This window comes from Idiomarina loihiensis L2TR (assembly GCF_000008465.1).
GTDB lineage: Bacteria > Pseudomonadota > Gammaproteobacteria > Enterobacterales > Alteromonadaceae > Idiomarina > Idiomarina loihiensis.
The window spans coordinates 1,337,375-1,354,382 of record NC_006512.1 but is presented as its reverse complement, the minus strand read 5'-3'; the positions used below and the strand labels follow the sequence as shown (position 1 = coordinate 1,354,382).

Here is a 17,008-nt window from a genome sequence, read left to right as displayed (position 1 = left end):
CTGTAACAGTCCATGTGCTAAACTTAAGCTTAAATTCATGGGTAAATTTGCTGAGGTTTTGCATGCTTCGTCGTACCAAAATTGTAACTACTCTCGGGCCTGCCACTGACTCTGAGGAAACACTCAGAGAGTTAATAAAAGCGGGTGCCAATGTTGTTCGTTTAAACTTTTCTCACGGCAATGGTGACGATCACAAGCAGCGCGCTTCCATGGTCAGAAAAATTGCCCGGGAATTAAACGCCCATATTGCCATTTTAGGCGACTTGCAGGGACCAAAAATTCGAGTTGCGCGCTTTCAACAAAAACAAATTACGTTGGCTGTCGGTGATAAGTTCATTTTAGACGCTGCGCTTGGAAAAGACAGCGGCAATCAGGAACGTGTTGGCCTCGACTATAAAGACCTGCCAACAGATGTCAGTCCCGGCGATCTTCTCTTACTGGATGATGGTCGTATCCAGTTAAAAGTTGAAGAAATTGATGGTAGCCAGGTTAAAACAGAAGTCACCGTTGGCGGCGTGCTTTCTAATAATAAAGGTATTAACCGTCAGGGTGGTGGTTTGTCAGCTGCCGCATTAACGGAAAAAGATTTAGCCGATATTAAGCTCGCAGCAGAAATCAATGTAGATTACCTTGCGGTTTCATTCCCTCGCTCTGGCGATGATATTAACCAGGCTCGGCACTTGCTCCGCGAAGCTGGTGGACAAGGCGTATTATGCGCTAAAATTGAACGCGCAGAAGCCGTTGCCAGCGAACATGCATTAGATGACATTATCAGAGCATCCGATGCCGTTATGGTTGCCCGTGGCGATTTAGGCGTTGAAATTGGTGATGCGCAATTGGTGGGTAAGCAAAAACAAATTATTTCGCGTGCACGCCAACTAAACCGTGTGGTTATTACCGCGACTCAAATGATGGAGTCGATGATTGAAAACCCAATGCCAACCCGCGCCGAAGTGATGGATGTTGCCAACGCCGTATTGGATGGTACAGATGCCGTAATGCTGTCGGCTGAGACGGCTGCCGGTAAACATCCAGTAGCAACCGTAAAAGCCATGGCTGAAATTTGCCTGGGTGCAGAAACACATCCAACCGCTCAGTTACGCCACCAGGATCTGGAAGAAATGTTTTCCAGCATTACCGAGGCGACAGCCATGTCTGCCATGTACGCAGCCACCCACTTGAATGGGGTCAAGGCCATTATAGCGTTAACTGAATCCGGTTTTACTGCCAAGCTTATGTCGAGAATTACTTCCCATTTACCGATATTTGCATTATCCCGCCATCCGCAAAGTCGCGACAAATCAGCTTTATACCGTGGTGTTTACCCTATAGATTTCGATTCTACTAGTGTCAGTAATCCGATAACTGAAGCTATTGAGGTAGTGAAAAAAAGTGGACACATAAAAGCCGGTGATTTAATCATACTAACCCACGGCGATGTAATGGAAACCGTGGGCTCAAGTAATACCTGTAAGATGATAGAAGTTCGTTAATCGTTAAAATCATTAATTAAAGAATCAAGAAGGTCGATGTATTCATCGGCCTTTTCTATCACTTTTTTACGTTGTTCCCCAGTCAGGCTCTGATATATATCCCACAAGAACTCTTTACGAAGCTGGCTATTTTTATCCGCTTTTTGCTGAAGCTCTTCGCTTCTTAATTGTTGTGGGTCAAGAATCAATGCTGATAATTGATTTTCATCTACAGGTTGCTTCAGCAACGCTTTCTCAAATTCACCTAACCAATTTGAGCGATAGCTTAACCATTGCTCACGTAATTCAGGAGAATCAGCCACCCAGCTGCGTAATAACTTATCCTGCTCTTTAGTCAGAGAACCGATAATATCTTCTAAGTCCTCTTCCACTTCCGAAATGCGGTCCAGCCTTCTTAGTATCGGGTTCTCTTCCTGGTCGTCCTGAAAGCGCTGATAACGCTCTTCCTGCGCTTCTTCTAATCGACGGATAAGTTGTTGCCGTTGTTTGAGTGAAAGAGTCGCTAATAAGCCCGCTTCGGCTTCTGTTCGTACTAAAACATTATCCCAGAACGTCCAGAGCTTATCTTCAAATTTGCTGATATCGTTTTTGCTCAGCGTCTGCTTATCGACCTTATCTCTCAGGTTTTTCAGTTCATCTCTGTACAACGGGAGCTGAGTTTGTGCATGCCAAAGATGCATTTCATCAACTTTCTCTGCTAGCAGCTCTTCCTGCTCACCGGTTAAGTCAACGTAATCCTTTACTTTCCACTCAACCAGAGTGTCAGCAAACTTGTAGCCAAGGTTCGCCGTACACCCTGCTATCAGGATTAAAAAGGTTATTACTGCCAGCAGTCGATACATGATTAGCTCAGAATAAGTTGTTTAATACGGTCTTTATAACTACGACTTACTTTCAGTTTTTGACCATTTTTTAATTGTAAATGATATTCGCCATTTTGTTGGTTACAGAGCTTTTCAACCTGTTTAATGTTAACAATGGCGGAACGATGAACCCGCTGAAACAGCTTAGGGTTTAAGTCCTGCTCCAGTTCTTTCATTGTGCGTCGCAGAATGTGGGTATCGTCACCGGCATGTATACACATGTAATCTCCAGCGGCATCAATCCACTTAATGTCTTTGACGGCAACCCGGGTTATCTCACCGCTGTCCTTTATAGCGATATATTCCGGATATTGGTCTGCGGTAATACTTTCGCCTGAAGCCAGCTTCTGTAATAGAGTATGCGTATCTTGCCCGGTTACCTCCGCAACTAAACTGATCAGTTTTTCCTGGTGCTCGTCGTTAACCGTCTGATGCTCGCTTATAACGCGGTTAACGCATTCAGCCAAGCGGTCGTCATCAACGGGCTTCAACAAATAATCTAACGCCCTGACTTCAAAGGCTTTGATAGCGTAGGTGTCATAAGCTGTTACAAAAACAACGACTGGCAACTCATGTCCCTTCTCCTGCACAGCTTTTAATACTTCAAAGCCATTAAGCCCGGGCATTTGTATATCGAGAAAAATCAGATCAGGTTTATTTTCGATAATGATATCGACGGCTTCCCTGCTGCTTTTGCACTCGGGCATTAACTGCAGTTGCTCAAACGCCTGTAAACGAATAGCCAACCCCTTTCTGGCGAGGGGCTCATCGTCAATAACCAGGGTTTTCAATCGATTCATCTTTGACTCTCCAACATTTCCATCGGAATGGTAATACGAACACAAAGACCGCTCTCAGCACCTTTTAGCATTTCAAACCTATACTGCTTACCATATAAGGATTTAAGCCTTTGACGAGTGTTATTAAGCCCGACACCGTCTTTGCGGAATAGCTTTTCCGGATCCGTTTCAATTTTCGGCCCATTATCACACACCTCCAAAATCAGGTTCTCTTTTTCTGACCAGGAACGAACTCTGATTTTCCCCACCCCTTCTACATTTGAAATGGCGTACTTAATTGAGTTCTCGATTAAAGGCTGACAAATTAAACTAGGAACCAGAGCATTCTTGGTTTCATCTGACAAATGAATATCAATTTCAAGCTGCTCGTCAAAACGTACTTTTTCAATATCCAGATACAAAAGCAAGGCATCCACTTCTTTTTCCAGAGTCACTTTTTTAATCGGTTCATTATCTAAAGAAAAACGCAGGAAGTGGCTTAGCTTATTCACCATCAAATTGGCTTTTTCATTCTCTTTGAGCAAAATAAGCGTAGAAATTGCGTTTAAGGTATTAAACAAAAAATGCGGATTGAGCTGGTATCGTAGCATTTTCAACTGCGCCTGATGCGCCATAGATGAAGCCAGTAACGCTTTTTGCTTCTCTTCCTGCAGCATCTGATAATACTTAATACCAAAATAAAGTCCGCTCCAGCTAAGAATGATATAAAACTTGGCCAAACTGTTTTTCAAATAGAAAAAGGGACTGTCCGGACGAAAACCGAATTTATAAATTTCCCAGTAAGTTGCGTTATCAACAATGGCCCAGGCTACAGCGGTAACATAAGACACCACAATGGCAATTAAAACCATAAGTGCCGGGGGGAACTCCCATATACGCCGGTACAAATAGCGAAGCGGAATCGTACTCAAAAAGCCGGCATACGCCCCCAAAATAATAATGAGGGTGTAGATATCCCGCATTTCATGCATTAGTGACCCTATGTAGTTCACTAACGCATAACCTATCCAGCCTCCCGCCTGCAGCAACCAAAAGAACCTGTTACGGTTATCCATCAATAGTTGCCACTGCGTTTTTATCGGTTTCTCCATTATGTTGAGGACTCTAAACGCGACAACTCGTCAATATCCACAAGGCTTCCGGAGAAAAGAGAGTTAACCTCATCTTTCTGGTTCCCCATAAACTGCACACCTAACTCAAGCTGGTCATCCACTTGCTTTACCTGCCGGACTATAGCTTTAAGGGTTAAGTCGCCGTTATTTTTCTGTTCTATTTTAAGAACAATTTTGCTGCCATTCTCCCAAAGCTCGTCTATTTTACCTTCAGGCTTTTCATGCTTTAGGCGACACCCACTTTCAGATACATCCAGCACGTGTCCTCTGAAAGTATTCTCCTCGCCTTTTACCGACTGCCCTGAGACTGAAGCAGGTAAAAAGGCGTCAAATCGACGCCCTTTTCTAATAATCCGATGCTCAATCTGATTTGGCCACATAATAAAAAGCATTTTCGTCGGGTGTGAGATGACATAGCTTATTTCACTGCGAAACGCACAAATTTCACCACTTTCGTTTTCCAGAACAAAGCGGACAATAACCGGTGTTTTCTCCTGCAAAAGATCACGCATGTCATTGTATTTACGCGCGTCGGGCATATTAACGATAACCCAGCGCTCGTTAACCGCACCAATAAACTCCGAATAAAACCGAGCCGGAACGTTCGAACTGGACAGTTGAACTTCTATTTTCTGACCTGTAACGAGCTGCGAAATTTTGCTTGGCATAGGGGTCTCTTTGCGATGAATCAATATGTTACTATGATCGCTAGTTGTCAGGCTGTGTCAAGCAAAGGAGAGTATCTTGATCGCTTACGATATAACACCCATCGATTTACATGGGCATTTATTTAATGTCTCTCTCACTATTGAACAAACGAACGATGAGCAGGAACTCTGGTTACCTAACTGGATTCCGGGCAGTTATTTAATACGGGATTTTAGTAAGCACATTATTGGTTTACACGCCGAGAGTAACGGCCTTTCCCTGCCGGTTAAGCAAATAAGTAAGAACCGCTGGCAACTGGCTCGTTCGAAGCATCCTGTTACTGTGCACTATCAGGTATACGCCTGGGACCTATCGGTTCGTTCGGCTTATCTGGACCAGTTTCAGGGTTTCTTTAATAATACCAGCCTGTGTCTTGCAGTTGAGGGACAAACCGACCTTCCCTGTGAACTGCACTTGCATGCGCCGCCAGAAGCCCCTCTGTGGAAGGTCGCGACCGGGATGCCCCGAAAAAGTGGGCAACCACATTCCTGGGGATGCTTCCGAGCCGATAATTATGATGCGCTAATTGACTATCCTTTTTTAATTGGAGACTTAACCATTGAGGAGTTTATTGCTCACGGCATTAAGCACTCTCTGGTCTTAAGCGGCCGCCATTATGCTGATACCTCGCGCATAACGGCAGATTTAGCCAAAATTTGCGAAACTCAGATTAGCCTGTTTGAAGAAGCACCTTTTCAGTCTTATACCTTCCTGACCATGGTGGTAGGAAATGGTTTCGGCGGACTCGAACACAGAAATTCAACCGCACTACTTTGCAGCCGTAAAGATTTAATCAGTGCTCATCAATACGAAATGAATGACAACTATCAAACCTTTTTGAGCTTGTGTTGCCACGAATACTTCCACAGCTGGAATATTAAAACTCTGAAACCAAAGGCTTTTCTTCCTTATCAGTTGGAGAAAGAGTCGTACACTGAGCAACTCTGGTTCTACGAAGGTATGACATCCTACTTTGACGATTACCTTTTGCACACCAGCGGCATTATTGACGAAAAGCGTTATTTAAAGCTTTTGGGTGACACTCTATCGCGGGTTGAGCGTGGTGCCGGGCAATACCAACAAAGCGTGACAGAGTCGAGCTTTCTGGCCTGGACTAAGTTTTATCAGCAGAACGAGAATGCGCCGAACAGTATTGTCAGCTATTACGCGAAAGGTGCATTAATAGCACTTAGCCTCGATCTCATGTTGCGTCTGCAATCCGACCATAAACTGACGCTTGCAAGAGTCATGAAAGAGCTTTGGCATGAGTTTGGTAAAACATCTATTGGTACAGCCGACGACACAGTCATTAATTGGCTAAACCAGTATCCGGGCATTGATATTTCGGACTTCCTAAAAGACGCTTTATACAACAAAGAATCGCTGTCGCTTGTGGAGTTACTGCAAAACTTTGGCGTTATGGTTCAAAAACAGGTGCCCGTTGATGATAACAGCGTCGGTGGAAAAGCGTCAGAACAGCCTGCGCGTGTCAACTTTGGGGCTAAGTACAAAGCATCACCGCAGGGTTTGGACGTTCTTAATGTGTATCATGATGAAAGCGCTTATCACGCAGGTCTTTCTGCAGGCGACAAAATCATCGCAATTGATCATTTGCAGGCCACTGAGCAGTCGGTTAAACGAATTCTGGAGCGGTATATTCCCGGAGACACGGTGACAATTCATGCGTTTCGCCGCGACGAGTTAATGACACTGGAGCTTACCTGGCAGGAACCCGCTAAAAGCAGCTATGTTTTAAGCGTAGAACAACCAGATAAGCTGAAAGGCTGGTTAACCCCTTCCGGTTAATCCTGATAAAGCTGGGGAAGTAACGCAGGGTCTAACCGCTCATTTCCCCAGTTAACCCGCCAGTCTAGGTGAGGCCCCGTAGCACGGCCTGTGGCACCTATAGCACCAATTGAATCGCCCTGCTCTACTTTGTCACCAACCTCAACATGCAGTTCACTCAGGTGCAAATATGTTGTGTTCACTTTATAGCCATGTTCAATAATGATGGTACCGCCTGAGTAAAATAAATCAGGTTCAGCCAGAACGACTTCGCCCGGCCACGGCGCTTTAACCTGAGTTCCTGTTGGCCCGGCGATATCTTGCCCATAGTGCGGGTTTCGGGGCTCGCCGTTAAAAATTCGCTGACTGCCGTAAACACCACTAATGCGGCCTTCGGCGGGTTTAGTAATTGCAGTCAAAAAATCCGTTCGTGTGGTTTCTTTTTGTCTGGCCAGCCAAACTTTTTCCGCTTCTTTTCTGGCTCGTTTTACTTGTTCAGGGTCTGGTGTCACGGTCTTTTGCGGTACACCATCGACACGATCAATCTTGTATTCACGAGGCGCCAGTTTGAGTTTCTTAGTGATAGTTTCATCGCCTTTACTGACAACTAAGGTATTTTCTAACTCAGCCTTACGCGGAAAACCAAAAACAATATACCCCTGCTCGGTTACCTGCAGAGCTTCGCCGTTCAATGTTGCAGTAACACCGGGCTCAGATTTAGCCAGAATTAAAGCCCCCTGAGTCAAAGAACCTTTTATTTCCAGCGGCAAAGACTCATCGGCTGAGGCCACATTCGCCGAACACAGCGCTAAAGCAGCGGCAACAATCATTTTACGCATAGGCAATTGCTCCTTTTCCTACCCCTTCGAAGGCGCGAACTTCTACAGCCTGACCCGCATGCTTAGATTTAATTTCTGCTGCGAGAAAATCGGCAATACACTCAACTGTTGAGTCTGTCTCTATAACAAAGTTCTCTGCATTCGGAACAATAAGCTCAAACAGCCCCTGGTCAGCAACGTAGCTGTAATAGGTATGAGTCGAGTCGCTGGTTGCCGACGTTGCAGCCTCGGACAGTGTCAGTTCCTTTTTCGAACGAACATCTTCGGTAGTGCCTAGATAGATGTCTTCCCACTTATCTGACCATTCTTTTTCCAACACCGGTTGGCGAATGTTATCCAGTCGAATTTGAATTTTTGAACGATGACCATGAGCAATACGTTGGCAATTACCGTCGTGCTTTTTCAAACCATGTGTGTAGTGATAATAAAAACCATCGATATTTTCAGGTCTCAAAAACAACTGCAGACCTTCGACATTAACCGGTAACTCGCGCTTTATAACGGCTTTCAGGTAGTCCGTTACTGTCTCCATGGAAACGACATCTGCATCGATAAAGGCAAAGGCATCGGCCGGGCAAAACAAATGAATAGAACCTTGTTCCGGGCGCAGAAAATCGACCCAGTTAGCGCTGTCATCAGAGTTGTGCGTAACTTTTGTATACGAATGCTCTGCCGGTACAACCAGTTTATGATCAACCGAGTTATCGATAATGGCTTTAACCTGCTTTTTAACCCGACCAAAGTCGAGCACCATAGATTGCTCATTTAACGCGCCATCCAGCACGATATCAACAATCCAACTCTCACCAACTATCCCCCTTTCCGGGCATAAGTAAGAGCAATCAATAACGGTCAAATCATTCACAAATAACTGCATAGCGAGCTGTTCTCATCTCTTCTTCGGTAACTGTAACTAGTATAACCTGAAACGCTTTATCAGATAAGCTCTATCAGGTTTGCCCATTCCCACAATAATTTTAACGACAATAGAATAAGAGCAGCTCCCATGGTACGGTCCACCCAATGGCTGTAATGCCAGAGTGTTTTAAAAATGCGCGGTTGAGTTAGCAACCAGGTGAGGAATAAAAACCACAGACCGGTCGCAACAATTAGGTAAATACCATAACCAAACTGGATAGCAAAAGGCGTTTCCGGGGCAATAATAGTAGTAAATAAAGTTAAAAAGAAAATAGTCGCTTTTACATTTAAGCCATTAGTAATAAAACCGACAATAAACGCTTTCCGTTTACGCGGCTGGGTAGCAACCAATTCACTATCGGACATATCCTTTCTGGGTTTAGCTTTAATGGCCTGAGTTCCAATGAAGCCTAAATAAAGTGCACCCGCACAAAGTAAAGTCTGATAGAGCCAGTCGGTCTGGTGAATAATCAGCGCCACACCAATAAGTGAATAGGTAACATGAATAATGATTCCTGATGCCACACCTAAACTCACCCAATAACCTGCCTTACGACCAAAACTCAGGCTATAACGTGAAACCACTGCAAAATCAGGCCCCGGGCTCGCGACCGCAAACAGGTGGATAAAAGCGATAGTTAAAAATTCACTCCAGTAAGACAACACAAACTCCTTATTGCGCAATTCAACTTTAGATGCCAGAATCAAAGTTACTTTTTATTAATTACAGATTACTATTAATCAACATGAAAAACACTAAACTCCCCTCACTAAATGCATTGAGAGTGTTTGATGTCGCCGCCCGAAGTGGCTCTTTTAAACAAGCCTCGCAAGAGCTTGGGGTAACTCAGTCTGCCGTCACCCGACAAATACAAACTCTGGAAGAACAGCTCGAAGTTCGTTTGTTCCAGCGAGACAACCGGGTTCATTCGCTCACTCCTGTCGGTCTGGAATTAGCCCCTCAAATTGAGCAAATATTTGAACAACTGGAGCGTACCATTGAGCGCACCCGAAACCTGAGTGACAATACAACAACCCAGTTGACCGTCGCAATCAGTTCTGAGCGACTGCGCTTTTGGTTAGCAGCAAAGCTTGCCGATTTTCATTCTCTGTACCCGCACATTCAACTTAGCTTCAGCCGTTGCAATGAGTACTTTATTAATGAAAGCGCCGCAGAAATGGCGTCAGCAATACAACACCAAAGCTGGGATCTTGCCATTGGTTATGGAAAAGTCACGGATAAGCACATTCAGTCCATTGTGTTACAGAAAAATCAGATGCTCCCGGTTTCTGCCATTAAGACCAATAACTCACCTTTCCAGTTGCCCTGGTTAATAAACCCTGAGAATCCCGATCATCAGGCAATGTTAAAGACCTACAGTCAACAATTGAAATCCACACGCATTATTCACTGCAATGATGTGCAAATGTCACTGGACTTATCATCCGCTGAACAAGCCGTAGCATTAATTGACAGTAGTCTTATTACGCCCGGACTGTCTAATTTAAAAGTCTATAACGACTCCGCACAGCCCTGTCAGTATCCGCTAAGCATCTATTATCGAAAACGACAGAGGCAGCCAGTAGCCCTGGTAGCGTTCATAAAATGGCTGCAAATGATTATTTCTTGAATAAAGACTAAAAAACGCGCAGTCAGTTAGCCAAAGTTCATTTTCCAATTTACATACATTCATGTTTGTATGTAAAATATCACCCCTTTTTGGTTATTGGAGAGTGATATGTGGTTAAGAGCATCACTGGTTGTACTAATAATATCGAGTTTTTCATCTTTCGCTGACGAGATTCATGTTGCCGGCGCCTATTCTACAGATCAGCTACGAGGCGTAAGGGCTGGTTACCGGGTAACCGACTTACCCATTGAGTTGCCAAGTTGGATAGGTTCACCTGACGTTCATCTGGAAGCGGCCTTAAACCACTGGCAAGACTCAAATAATACAGCGGACAATATTACTGCGTTCACAATTAGCCCGATTCTTTCCTGGCATGTAGCAGGAGCTGAACGCCCGCTTTATATTGAAGCCGGCATTGGCGGCAGCTATTTCGATAAAACACGGATAGCTGACCGACACTTATCCACCCAGTTTCAGTTCGAAGACCGAGTATCACTTTCGTGGCAGTACAGTCCAAGCTCAGAGGCCCGCGTTGCGTTAGGCTATACCCACTATTCGAATGCTGATATTAAACGTCCAAATGACGGGCTGGACTTTTTATGGATGAGCTGGGTTTTGCCATTTTAATATTTGATGAGCGTTAGCGTTATTCAGTTGGAGTTGCTACATTTGATTCTAAGTTTTAGTTAAAATGGAGGTCTTATGAAAAGCCAACTTATTAAATTATCTACAATTGCAGCCAGTGCTTTATTTGTCACCGCTTGCGGAGGCCCTGAATCAGGCACCACACAGTGCACTATGGAACCGAAGGAAAACTGGCTGGATCAAGAGCAGTTCCAACAGTCGTTGAAAGAACAAGGTTACGAGATTAATGAGTTTAAGGTAACTGACGGAAATTGCTACGAAATCTACGGTCAGGATAAAAGTAAACAGAAAGTGGAAATTTACTTTAATCCTGTAGATGGCAGTATCGTCAAGCAAGAAACCGAGTAACTCAGTAAGGAAGGCAGTACCAATGATCATTTGGGATAGATTTATCAGAACTTTTCATTGGTTGTTGGTGCTGTGTTTTTGTCTCAATTACTTTTGGCTTGAACCCGGAGGCAGTTTTCATCAGGCCGTGGGTTATACTGCCGCAACCTTAGTTATTATAAGGATCATCTGGGGTTTTACGGGGCCGCCAAATGCACGCTTCCATAATTTCCTCCCTTCTGTTGTCGGAATTAAAGAACACGTCGCAGAACTTCGCCACAGAAAAGTAAATCAGGGTCAGGGTCATAACCCACTCGGTGGGCTTATGGTGTTTTTTTTGTTGGCTTTATTCTTACTGCAAGCTATTACTGGCTTCCTCCGCGAAGAAATCAATGCACTCTATGGAGACAGTTTTCTAACCTCCGTTCATTTTGTTTCTGCCAACATCATTTTTGCTCTGGTTATTATTCATATCATAGCGGTAGTTGTTACCGCATATATTGGTAAAATAGAGCTTATTCGTCCTATGATCAGCGGCAAACGCCGAACCAAACACCATGACCGAGCAAAATAAAAAGCGAGAACGTGTTTATCAGGTCTCCAGTAACAGGGAGAAGTCCTCTCATAAGCTGCGTTACGTTGAGGCATCTGCGCCTCATGAAGATGACTGCCGTTTATGCGTAGGTTCCCTTGCAACGACAGATGCGCAGCCTTGCGATTTTACAGTAGCCAATACCAGCTATAACGACATTTCCAAAATTGCATTTTTAGAAAAACAGCTTTATTCAAATGACGCTTATTCTGCGGCCTTTTTCTATCAGGCATTAAGACAATGGCCACACACTTTTTTAACTCTAAAGGCGGGAGAAAAAACGGCAGGTTATAGTTTAATGGTTCCGGTTTCAGACTCTGATGTATCTCTTATGTCGTTATTGGTAGGGAAAATGTTCCAGGGCAAGGGACTGGGCAAGTTGCTATTAAGCGATTCCATAGCACTTGCGCGCAGCCTTGGTTATAAACAAATGGAGCTTAGTGTCGCGCCAGACAACGCCTCAGCAGTTTCGCTTTACCGGAGCTTTGGTTTTAACACCACCAAAACGGTGCGTGACTATTTAGGGCCAGGCCAGGACCGCTTGCTAATGACGCTTTCACTCTGGGAAAACTGATGTCGTCTCTTGACCTCTTTGCCAACGATGGTTCTGAACCATTAAGCACCGAAATAAGTGAGCAAGCTACCCTTTTTCACCAGTTTTTGCTGGCGGATGATGAAGCTTTGCTCAATGATATCCGTGGCGTTTTAAAGCAATCACCGCTGCGTCACTTAGCAACCCCTGCAGGCCATAAAATGTCGGTAAAAAGTAGCAGTTGCGGAAGTTACGGGTGGCTCAGCGATAAACACGGTTATCGCTATCAGAATATCGACCCTGTAACAGGTCAGCCATGGCCCGACATTCCCCAGAGTATTTTAGTAAAAGCAACGCAGGTCTCACGCTTAGCCGGTTTTCAGAATTTTCAGCCAGACTCTTGTCTCATCAACGTTTACACGCCAGGCGCAAAAATGGGGCTCCATCAGGATAAAAACGAAGCCGATTTCTCAAAGCCCATCGTCTCATTTTCTTTCGGGTTACCTATAACCTTTATGTGGGGCGGTTTTAAGCGTTCTGATAAGTATCAGAAGTTCAGTCTTCAGCATGCCGATGCGCTTGTCTGGGGAGGAAAAGATCGCTTGAGATATCACGGAGTTCAACAGCTTAAGGAGGCTATGCACCCGTTAACCGGACGCTGTAGAGTAAATTTGACTATACGTCAGGCTGGTTAACTCAATCAGCAGCTCCCCAACTTTTCCATGTAATTGAAAATATCGTACTCTTTTGCTTTTGCCATAAGTTCATTGCGCTTTTCACTACAGAGGCTCTCTGTCGCAACGTGAAACTCCTGAAATAGCTGAAAGCTTTGTTGCAGCAAAGCGCTATCGCGCTGGTTAAAAAAGCCGTGATGTTGACTGCCCCAATAATGAGCATGATGAAACAACTGCTCTGCTACCTTGGCAAAAACTAAAGGATTAAGTACCCGGTAATGGCGGTATTGCTGAAACAACTGATAATTGGCTTTACCCTGCTCTGTTAACAGATCCATAGGCTCGTCCATCAGCATATAATTGTATAAATAGTTATTATTGAATGATGCCAGACGTTGCCAGTATTCACGCTCATCATCGTTTTCGCAACTATCAATTCGAGCACTCAGTTCAGAGATATCATAGAACCTAAAGTTTTTTAATAAATGGCCACGCATAAACCGCACGAATGAGTCAGACTGCTGCACCGCGAAATTCTCAAAGGCTTCGAAAAGCTCCGGCGTAACATAGTTAAATTTCGGCTTTAATGTCTGGTACTTATTCGACAGACAACGAAACCGTGGGTGCTCTCTAAGACCGTCAAGGTCTTCGTCATTTAACAGGCTTTCCATGCCGGTGTAACGAAAATCTAAAGCAAGCTCAATACAGTCAAGGGCACTGTCCTGCTCTCCGGCTAACCAGTACACACACGCGGCGTTGTGCAAAATAGACGGGTTTAACCAACTGAATTGCGCCATGCTTAAGTAAACCTGAACTCCTGCATCCAGAAATGCCTGATCGGGCTTTTCTTTGTATGCATCACAGCAAAGAGCCAGATAGTATTGAATAAGATTATAGAACTCAGGGCTTTCCTGATAGGTTTCCCACTTCACATCGAAGTCTTCATTAAACCAACGCTCAATTAAAGCTAACGACTTTATAGGTGATAAATTTTCGGCTTTCGGAAGCGGTACACGTTCATCAACTTTATTGTCATTTGCGGCATTCACATTGGGTAATACACTGTGGGCTTTCTTAGCTTGTGCTGGTGAGCGAAAAAGCTTATCGCCAATAACGACATAATGTTTGTCAACTAAACCAAAAGGCTTCACCGTAGCGGTTGCGACATCGAGCTCTGTAAAACAAGTGCAATGCCCAGTTGTATGATTATACGAATAGATAAAACAACCATTAAAAAAATAGCTAAACTGAACATCACTTTCCAGAGGTTTACTGCACCCCATAAACACCGGGGTATCCGGCGTCACATTGACTGCTGTATTGGTTATAGTGCTCACGGATAGCTCCTGTCGCAAGTTATTCAAAAGCCATTAATGGTGAATTAATAGACAGCGTTTAGACTATCTGCGTAACTCAGCGTATAAAAGAGGCTTTACAGAACTTTAACTTTCAAAGTGCAATTTCTGACTAGAAGCTAGAACCAATAATGACGAAATGCCTGCAGTCAGCGCTTTTTATAATTATGATAGTTATCATAATCGAAATTAAATGAAGGTAAAGCTTTTGTTTGTTTTTTAACCAGATCAAGTGAAAAGCTTTTAAAGAGAGGCCGCGAAGTTGGTTTTGCCTTGAAGGGTTCATCCGTGCTAACTATAGTTATAAAACAGCAAGTTAAAGAGCATCGTTTATTAAAAGGACTAATATCTAAATGAAGCTATGGCGGTTAATATCACTCGGCAGCTCCATGCTTCTCACACTTCTGCTCATTGCATTTGCTATAGCATTGTTCGGCTACTTCTATTTAAACCAGCAACTGAAATTGGCTGGTGTTACTGACTGGGAAGTGGAATTTGAGAAACTGACTACCAGCCACATTGTTATTAAGCAGCTGGAAATAACAATTGATTCCTTACCCGAATCGTCAGGAGCAAGTTCCACCGCAGCGGTAAACCTCACGCAGATATTCTCCATGGAAATGCCGGCTTTATTACCAGAACGTATCGATATTAAGTCGCTACAACTGAAAGGCAAGTTACTGCCTGAAAGCGTCTCTGCAAGTCTTTCACTGATAAACAAGCAGCAATTGCGGTTAGAGCTCAATAGCCAGGAGCCACTTGTCGCCGATGTGAGAGTTATTCGACACGATAACCAGGTAAAACTAAAAGCTCGCTACGACAACGCCCTGTTACAAGCTAATTATGACTATAACTCAGGGAAGCTTATAGCCGGTGGTAGTTATCTTTTAGCGGCACAGCAATTTGCAGACAAGGTAACGACCGAGCCAGTGTCGGTTGATGCAAAGTGGAACGGTAATCTTTCACCTTATATTGAGTCAGCGACAGTGGAGAGTCTTATAGCTGAATTGTCCGGCGAGCTTGTTGTGTCAATTACGCAACCCACTTTAATCGAAATTACCAGCAGTACCACAACAGCAACAGGTGAGCTTCAGCTAAATTTGAATAAGGGTATTATGGACTCTTATCAGCTCGAGCTGAAAGGTGATACTGAAAACTTAGCGTCATTAATCGAGTCCGATCTACCACTACAATTGTCGTCGTTGTCCTGGGAGCTGAACAGCCGCGACAGTTTGGGTGTTTCATTGCTCAGTGCTCAACAGGCTGTTAATAAAGCCCGTTGGCCTCTAAAGCTAAATGCTGTAGCTAAAGGTGAAAAAAACGAGACGATTCGCCTCGCGTCTGAGTTATCGATACAACAAAAACAATGGCAATTTAACTCGCTTGAACTCGATTATGTGCAGCTGAATGCGGACAGCATTAAGCTTCCTGTTGCCGGGCAATCAATGACGATAAGCAAACTCATATCGAAGTTTTCCGGAACAGTCTCGACCACAGTTGCCGAACTCCATAGTACTGAGCCAACCCGCATTGAGCTTAAAGCTTTAGACAACGACGCCTTAGCCGTACTCAACTTCAATCAAATTTATTATCCGTACTCCGAACCTCATAATGCGCTTGCAGAGTTTGACCTTAACATTCACAGCAACGCAGTTAATTTCGACCCCATACGGAACCTCAAAGCCGTTTTTGACAGTAAGTTTCAATATCAACAGCAGCAACTGACCGGTGACGGAGAGCTCGTACTCGGTGATCATATAAAAGTGGCACACCATAGCCAGGTTACTTCTGATCAGTTAAAAAGCAAAATTGAAGTTGCCGATTTTAACTGGCAGCAAATTCCGCAACTGGATGCCCTGCTAGCAACTATGATGCCTCAATTTGTGGTGAGTAAAGCCGCTATTAGCGGCCAGACAGATGTAACTTACTCCATAAATAATAACCGCTGGCGCCTCGACAACGGTCAATTAGAGATTCAACAAAGCGATTGGGTTTTTGATACCTTATCCGTGGTTAATAGCAATATTGATTTTGGTTTCAGTGCTAATAACGAACAACTTAATATGAATAATGCAAAGCTCCACATTGGCAGCGTGCAACAAGGCTTTGCGCTGGGGCCAATCACCGCTGAATTTAGAGCCCAACTGCCCTTTCAACAACCTATGCAATCCACTCTCGACTTAACCAGTCACACCATTAAAGCTCTTGGTGGCAGCATAAGCATTCCCAACCAGCGTTACTCTTTAACCGACAGCTTTGCACTGCCCATTGTGTTCGAAAAAATTTCGCTGGGTGAACTCATGCGTCAATATCCAAGCAACAAAATTTCCATAGATGGTGAGGTTTCAGGAACCATCCCTGTTTACTGGGACTCTAACGATTTAACCGTAGAAAGAGGTTATCTGGATGCGCTGGCGCCCGGTGGTCACCTGCAGGTAGATTCGTCCGCCCTGGTTCAACTTGCCGGCAGTAACCCCAGCTTACAAACTTTGGCAGGCGTATTGGGTAACTTCTATTATAATCAACTGTCTACGACCGTTGATTATAATGACAATGGTAAATTGACCTTAGCAGTACAACTAAAAGGCTCGAACCCTGAGCTTGAAAATGGACGTCCGGTTGAGCTTAACGTAAGCTTAGAAGAAGACTTACCCGCATTGATAAAAGGACTGCAAATAAGCAACAGTCTGAACGATGTTATCCGTAAACGAGTACAGCAAAAAATCAATTAATC

17 protein-coding genes are annotated in these 17,008 nt (G+C 44.2%); 9 read left to right on the top strand and 8 right to left on the bottom strand.

Annotation, left to right across the window (positions count from 1 at the left end; all coding sequences use genetic code 11):
• Positions 1-62: 62 nt before the first annotated feature.
• Positions 63-1,493, top strand: coding sequence for a pyruvate kinase (gene pyk, locus IL_RS06490; RefSeq protein WP_011234509.1), 1,431 nt, complete (start codon positions 63-65; stop codon positions 1,491-1,493).
• Here pyk and IL_RS06485 read toward each other — a convergent pair.
• Genes IL_RS06485 through IL_RS06470 form a run of 4 tightly spaced genes read right to left on the bottom strand, consistent with a single transcriptional unit; the run spans position 1,490 to position 4,936 of the window.
• Positions 1,490-2,335, bottom strand: coding sequence for a DUF6279 family lipoprotein (locus tag IL_RS06485; RefSeq protein ID WP_011234508.1), 846 nt, complete (start codon positions 2,333-2,335; stop codon positions 1,490-1,492). The genes pyk and IL_RS06485 overlap by 4 nt on opposite strands.
• A gap of 2 nt (positions 2,336-2,337) precedes the next feature.
• The gene (locus tag IL_RS06480) at positions 2,338-3,156 is read right to left on the bottom strand and encodes a LytR/AlgR family response regulator transcription factor (protein ID WP_011234507.1); all 819 of its coding nucleotides are present in this window, start codon (positions 3,154-3,156) and stop codon (positions 2,338-2,340) included.
• The gene (locus IL_RS06475) at positions 3,153-4,247 is read right to left on the bottom strand and encodes a sensor histidine kinase (protein WP_011234506.1); all 1,095 of its coding nucleotides are present in this window, start codon (positions 4,245-4,247) and stop codon (positions 3,153-3,155) included. The genes IL_RS06480 and IL_RS06475 overlap by 4 nt, the downstream gene beginning before the upstream one ends.
• Entirely contained in the window at positions 4,247-4,936 is a 690-nt protein-coding gene (locus IL_RS06470; RefSeq protein WP_011234505.1) for a flagellar brake domain-containing protein, read from the bottom strand. The genes IL_RS06475 and IL_RS06470 overlap by 1 nt, the downstream gene beginning before the upstream one ends.
• 76 nt (positions 4,937-5,012) lie before the next feature.
• Here IL_RS06470 and IL_RS06465 point away from each other — a divergent pair, with 76 nt between their 5' ends.
• Positions 5,013-6,782: a M61 family metallopeptidase gene (locus tag IL_RS06465; protein WP_011234504.1), complete on the top strand. Its 1,770-nt coding sequence runs from the start codon at positions 5,013-5,015 to the stop codon at positions 6,780-6,782.
• Here IL_RS06465 and IL_RS06460 read toward each other — a convergent pair.
• The 3 genes from IL_RS06460 to IL_RS06450 are packed head-to-tail and all read right to left on the bottom strand — an operon-like array spanning position 6,779 to position 9,184.
• Complete coding sequence (locus tag IL_RS06460) at positions 6,779-7,600, bottom strand: M23 family metallopeptidase (protein WP_011234503.1); 822 nt, start codon at positions 7,598-7,600, stop codon at positions 6,779-6,781. The two genes, IL_RS06465 and IL_RS06460, sit on opposite strands and share 4 nt — an antisense overlap.
• Positions 7,593-8,477, bottom strand: a complete 885-nt coding sequence (locus tag IL_RS06455; RefSeq protein ID WP_011234502.1) for a 6-carboxytetrahydropterin synthase — start codon at positions 8,475-8,477, stop codon at positions 7,593-7,595. The genes IL_RS06460 and IL_RS06455 overlap by 8 nt, the downstream gene beginning before the upstream one ends.
• A 59-nt stretch (positions 8,478-8,536) precedes the next feature.
• The gene (locus IL_RS06450) at positions 8,537-9,184 is read right to left on the bottom strand and encodes a LysE family translocator (RefSeq protein ID WP_231378637.1); all 648 of its coding nucleotides are present in this window, start codon (positions 9,182-9,184) and stop codon (positions 8,537-8,539) included.
• A gap of 80 nt (positions 9,185-9,264) precedes the next feature.
• Between IL_RS06450 and IL_RS06445 the strand changes: the two genes are divergently transcribed.
• The 6 genes from IL_RS06445 (at position 9,265) to alkB (ending at position 12,940) form a co-directional block, all read left to right on the top strand.
• Positions 9,265-10,149, top strand: a complete 885-nt coding sequence (locus tag IL_RS06445; RefSeq protein ID WP_153849087.1) for a LysR family transcriptional regulator — start codon at positions 9,265-9,267, stop codon at positions 10,147-10,149.
• Between the two features lie 108 nt (positions 10,150-10,257).
• The gene (locus tag IL_RS06440; RefSeq protein WP_011234499.1) at positions 10,258-10,776 is read left to right on the top strand and encodes an acyloxyacyl hydrolase; all 519 of its coding nucleotides are present in this window, start codon (positions 10,258-10,260) and stop codon (positions 10,774-10,776) included.
• A 75-nt stretch (positions 10,777-10,851) separates the two neighbouring features.
• On the top strand, positions 10,852-11,142 hold the full coding sequence (locus IL_RS06435) for a PepSY domain-containing protein (protein ID WP_011234498.1): 291 nt from the start codon (positions 10,852-10,854) through the stop codon (positions 11,140-11,142).
• Between the two features lie 22 nt (positions 11,143-11,164).
• The gene (locus IL_RS06430; RefSeq protein ID WP_011234497.1) at positions 11,165-11,695 is read left to right on the top strand and encodes a cytochrome b/b6 domain-containing protein; all 531 of its coding nucleotides are present in this window, start codon (positions 11,165-11,167) and stop codon (positions 11,693-11,695) included.
• On the top strand, positions 11,679-12,287 hold the full coding sequence (locus IL_RS06425; protein ID WP_011234496.1) for a GNAT family N-acetyltransferase: 609 nt from the start codon (positions 11,679-11,681) through the stop codon (positions 12,285-12,287). The genes IL_RS06430 and IL_RS06425 overlap by 17 nt, the downstream gene beginning before the upstream one ends.
• Positions 12,287-12,940 carry a DNA oxidative demethylase AlkB gene (gene alkB, locus IL_RS06420; protein WP_011234495.1) on the top strand — a complete coding sequence of 218 codons (654 nt, stop codon included), beginning with the start codon at positions 12,287-12,289 and terminating at the stop codon, positions 12,938-12,940. The genes IL_RS06425 and alkB overlap by 1 nt, the downstream gene beginning before the upstream one ends.
• Before the next feature lie 5 nt (positions 12,941-12,945).
• On the opposite strand, the gene IL_RS06415 is transcribed toward alkB, so the two are convergent.
• On the bottom strand, positions 12,946-14,256 hold the full coding sequence (locus IL_RS06415; RefSeq protein WP_011234494.1) for a TPR end-of-group domain-containing protein: 1,311 nt from the start codon (positions 14,254-14,256) through the stop codon (positions 12,946-12,948).
• 407 nt (positions 14,257-14,663) lie between these two features.
• Here IL_RS06415 and IL_RS06410 point away from each other — a divergent pair, with 407 nt between their 5' ends.
• Positions 14,664-17,006 carry a YdbH domain-containing protein gene (locus tag IL_RS06410; protein ID WP_231378633.1) on the top strand — a complete coding sequence of 781 codons (2,343 nt, stop codon included), beginning with the start codon at positions 14,664-14,666 and terminating at the stop codon, positions 17,004-17,006.
• Positions 17,007-17,008 lie beyond the last annotated feature (2 nt).

Bases quoted from the DNA above. Each gene is read 5' to 3' on its own strand.
- pyk (WP_011234509.1), top strand. From the start codon at position 63: ATGCTTCGTCGTACCAAAATTGTAACTACTCTCGGGCCTGCCACTGAC.
- IL_RS06485 (WP_011234508.1), bottom strand. From the start codon at position 2,335: ATGTATCGACTGCTGGCAGTAATAACCTTTTTAATCCTGATAGCAGGG.
- IL_RS06480 (WP_011234507.1), bottom strand. From the start codon at position 3,156: ATGAATCGATTGAAAACCCTGGTTATTGACGATGAGCCCCTCGCCAGA.
- IL_RS06475 (WP_011234506.1), bottom strand. From the start codon at position 4,247: ATGGAGAAACCGATAAAAACGCAGTGGCAACTATTGATGGATAACCGT.
- IL_RS06470 (WP_011234505.1), bottom strand. From the start codon at position 4,936: ATGCCAAGCAAAATTTCGCAGCTCGTTACAGGTCAGAAAATAGAAGTT.
- IL_RS06460 (WP_011234503.1), bottom strand. From the start codon at position 7,600: ATGCGTAAAATGATTGTTGCCGCTGCTTTAGCGCTGTGTTCGGCGAAT.
- IL_RS06455 (WP_011234502.1), bottom strand. From the start codon at position 8,477: ATGCAGTTATTTGTGAATGATTTGACCGTTATTGATTGCTCTTACTTA.
- IL_RS06445 (WP_153849087.1), top strand. From the start codon at position 9,265: ATGAAAAACACTAAACTCCCCTCACTAAATGCATTGAGAGTGTTTGAT.
- IL_RS06440 (WP_011234499.1), top strand. From the start codon at position 10,258: ATGTGGTTAAGAGCATCACTGGTTGTACTAATAATATCGAGTTTTTCA.
- IL_RS06435 (WP_011234498.1), top strand. From the start codon at position 10,852: ATGAAAAGCCAACTTATTAAATTATCTACAATTGCAGCCAGTGCTTTA.
- IL_RS06430 (WP_011234497.1), top strand. From the start codon at position 11,165: ATGATCATTTGGGATAGATTTATCAGAACTTTTCATTGGTTGTTGGTG.
- IL_RS06425 (WP_011234496.1), top strand. From the start codon at position 11,679: ATGACCGAGCAAAATAAAAAGCGAGAACGTGTTTATCAGGTCTCCAGT.
- alkB (WP_011234495.1), top strand. From the start codon at position 12,287: ATGTCGTCTCTTGACCTCTTTGCCAACGATGGTTCTGAACCATTAAGC.
- IL_RS06410 (WP_231378633.1), top strand. From the start codon at position 14,664: ATGCTTCTCACACTTCTGCTCATTGCATTTGCTATAGCATTGTTCGGC.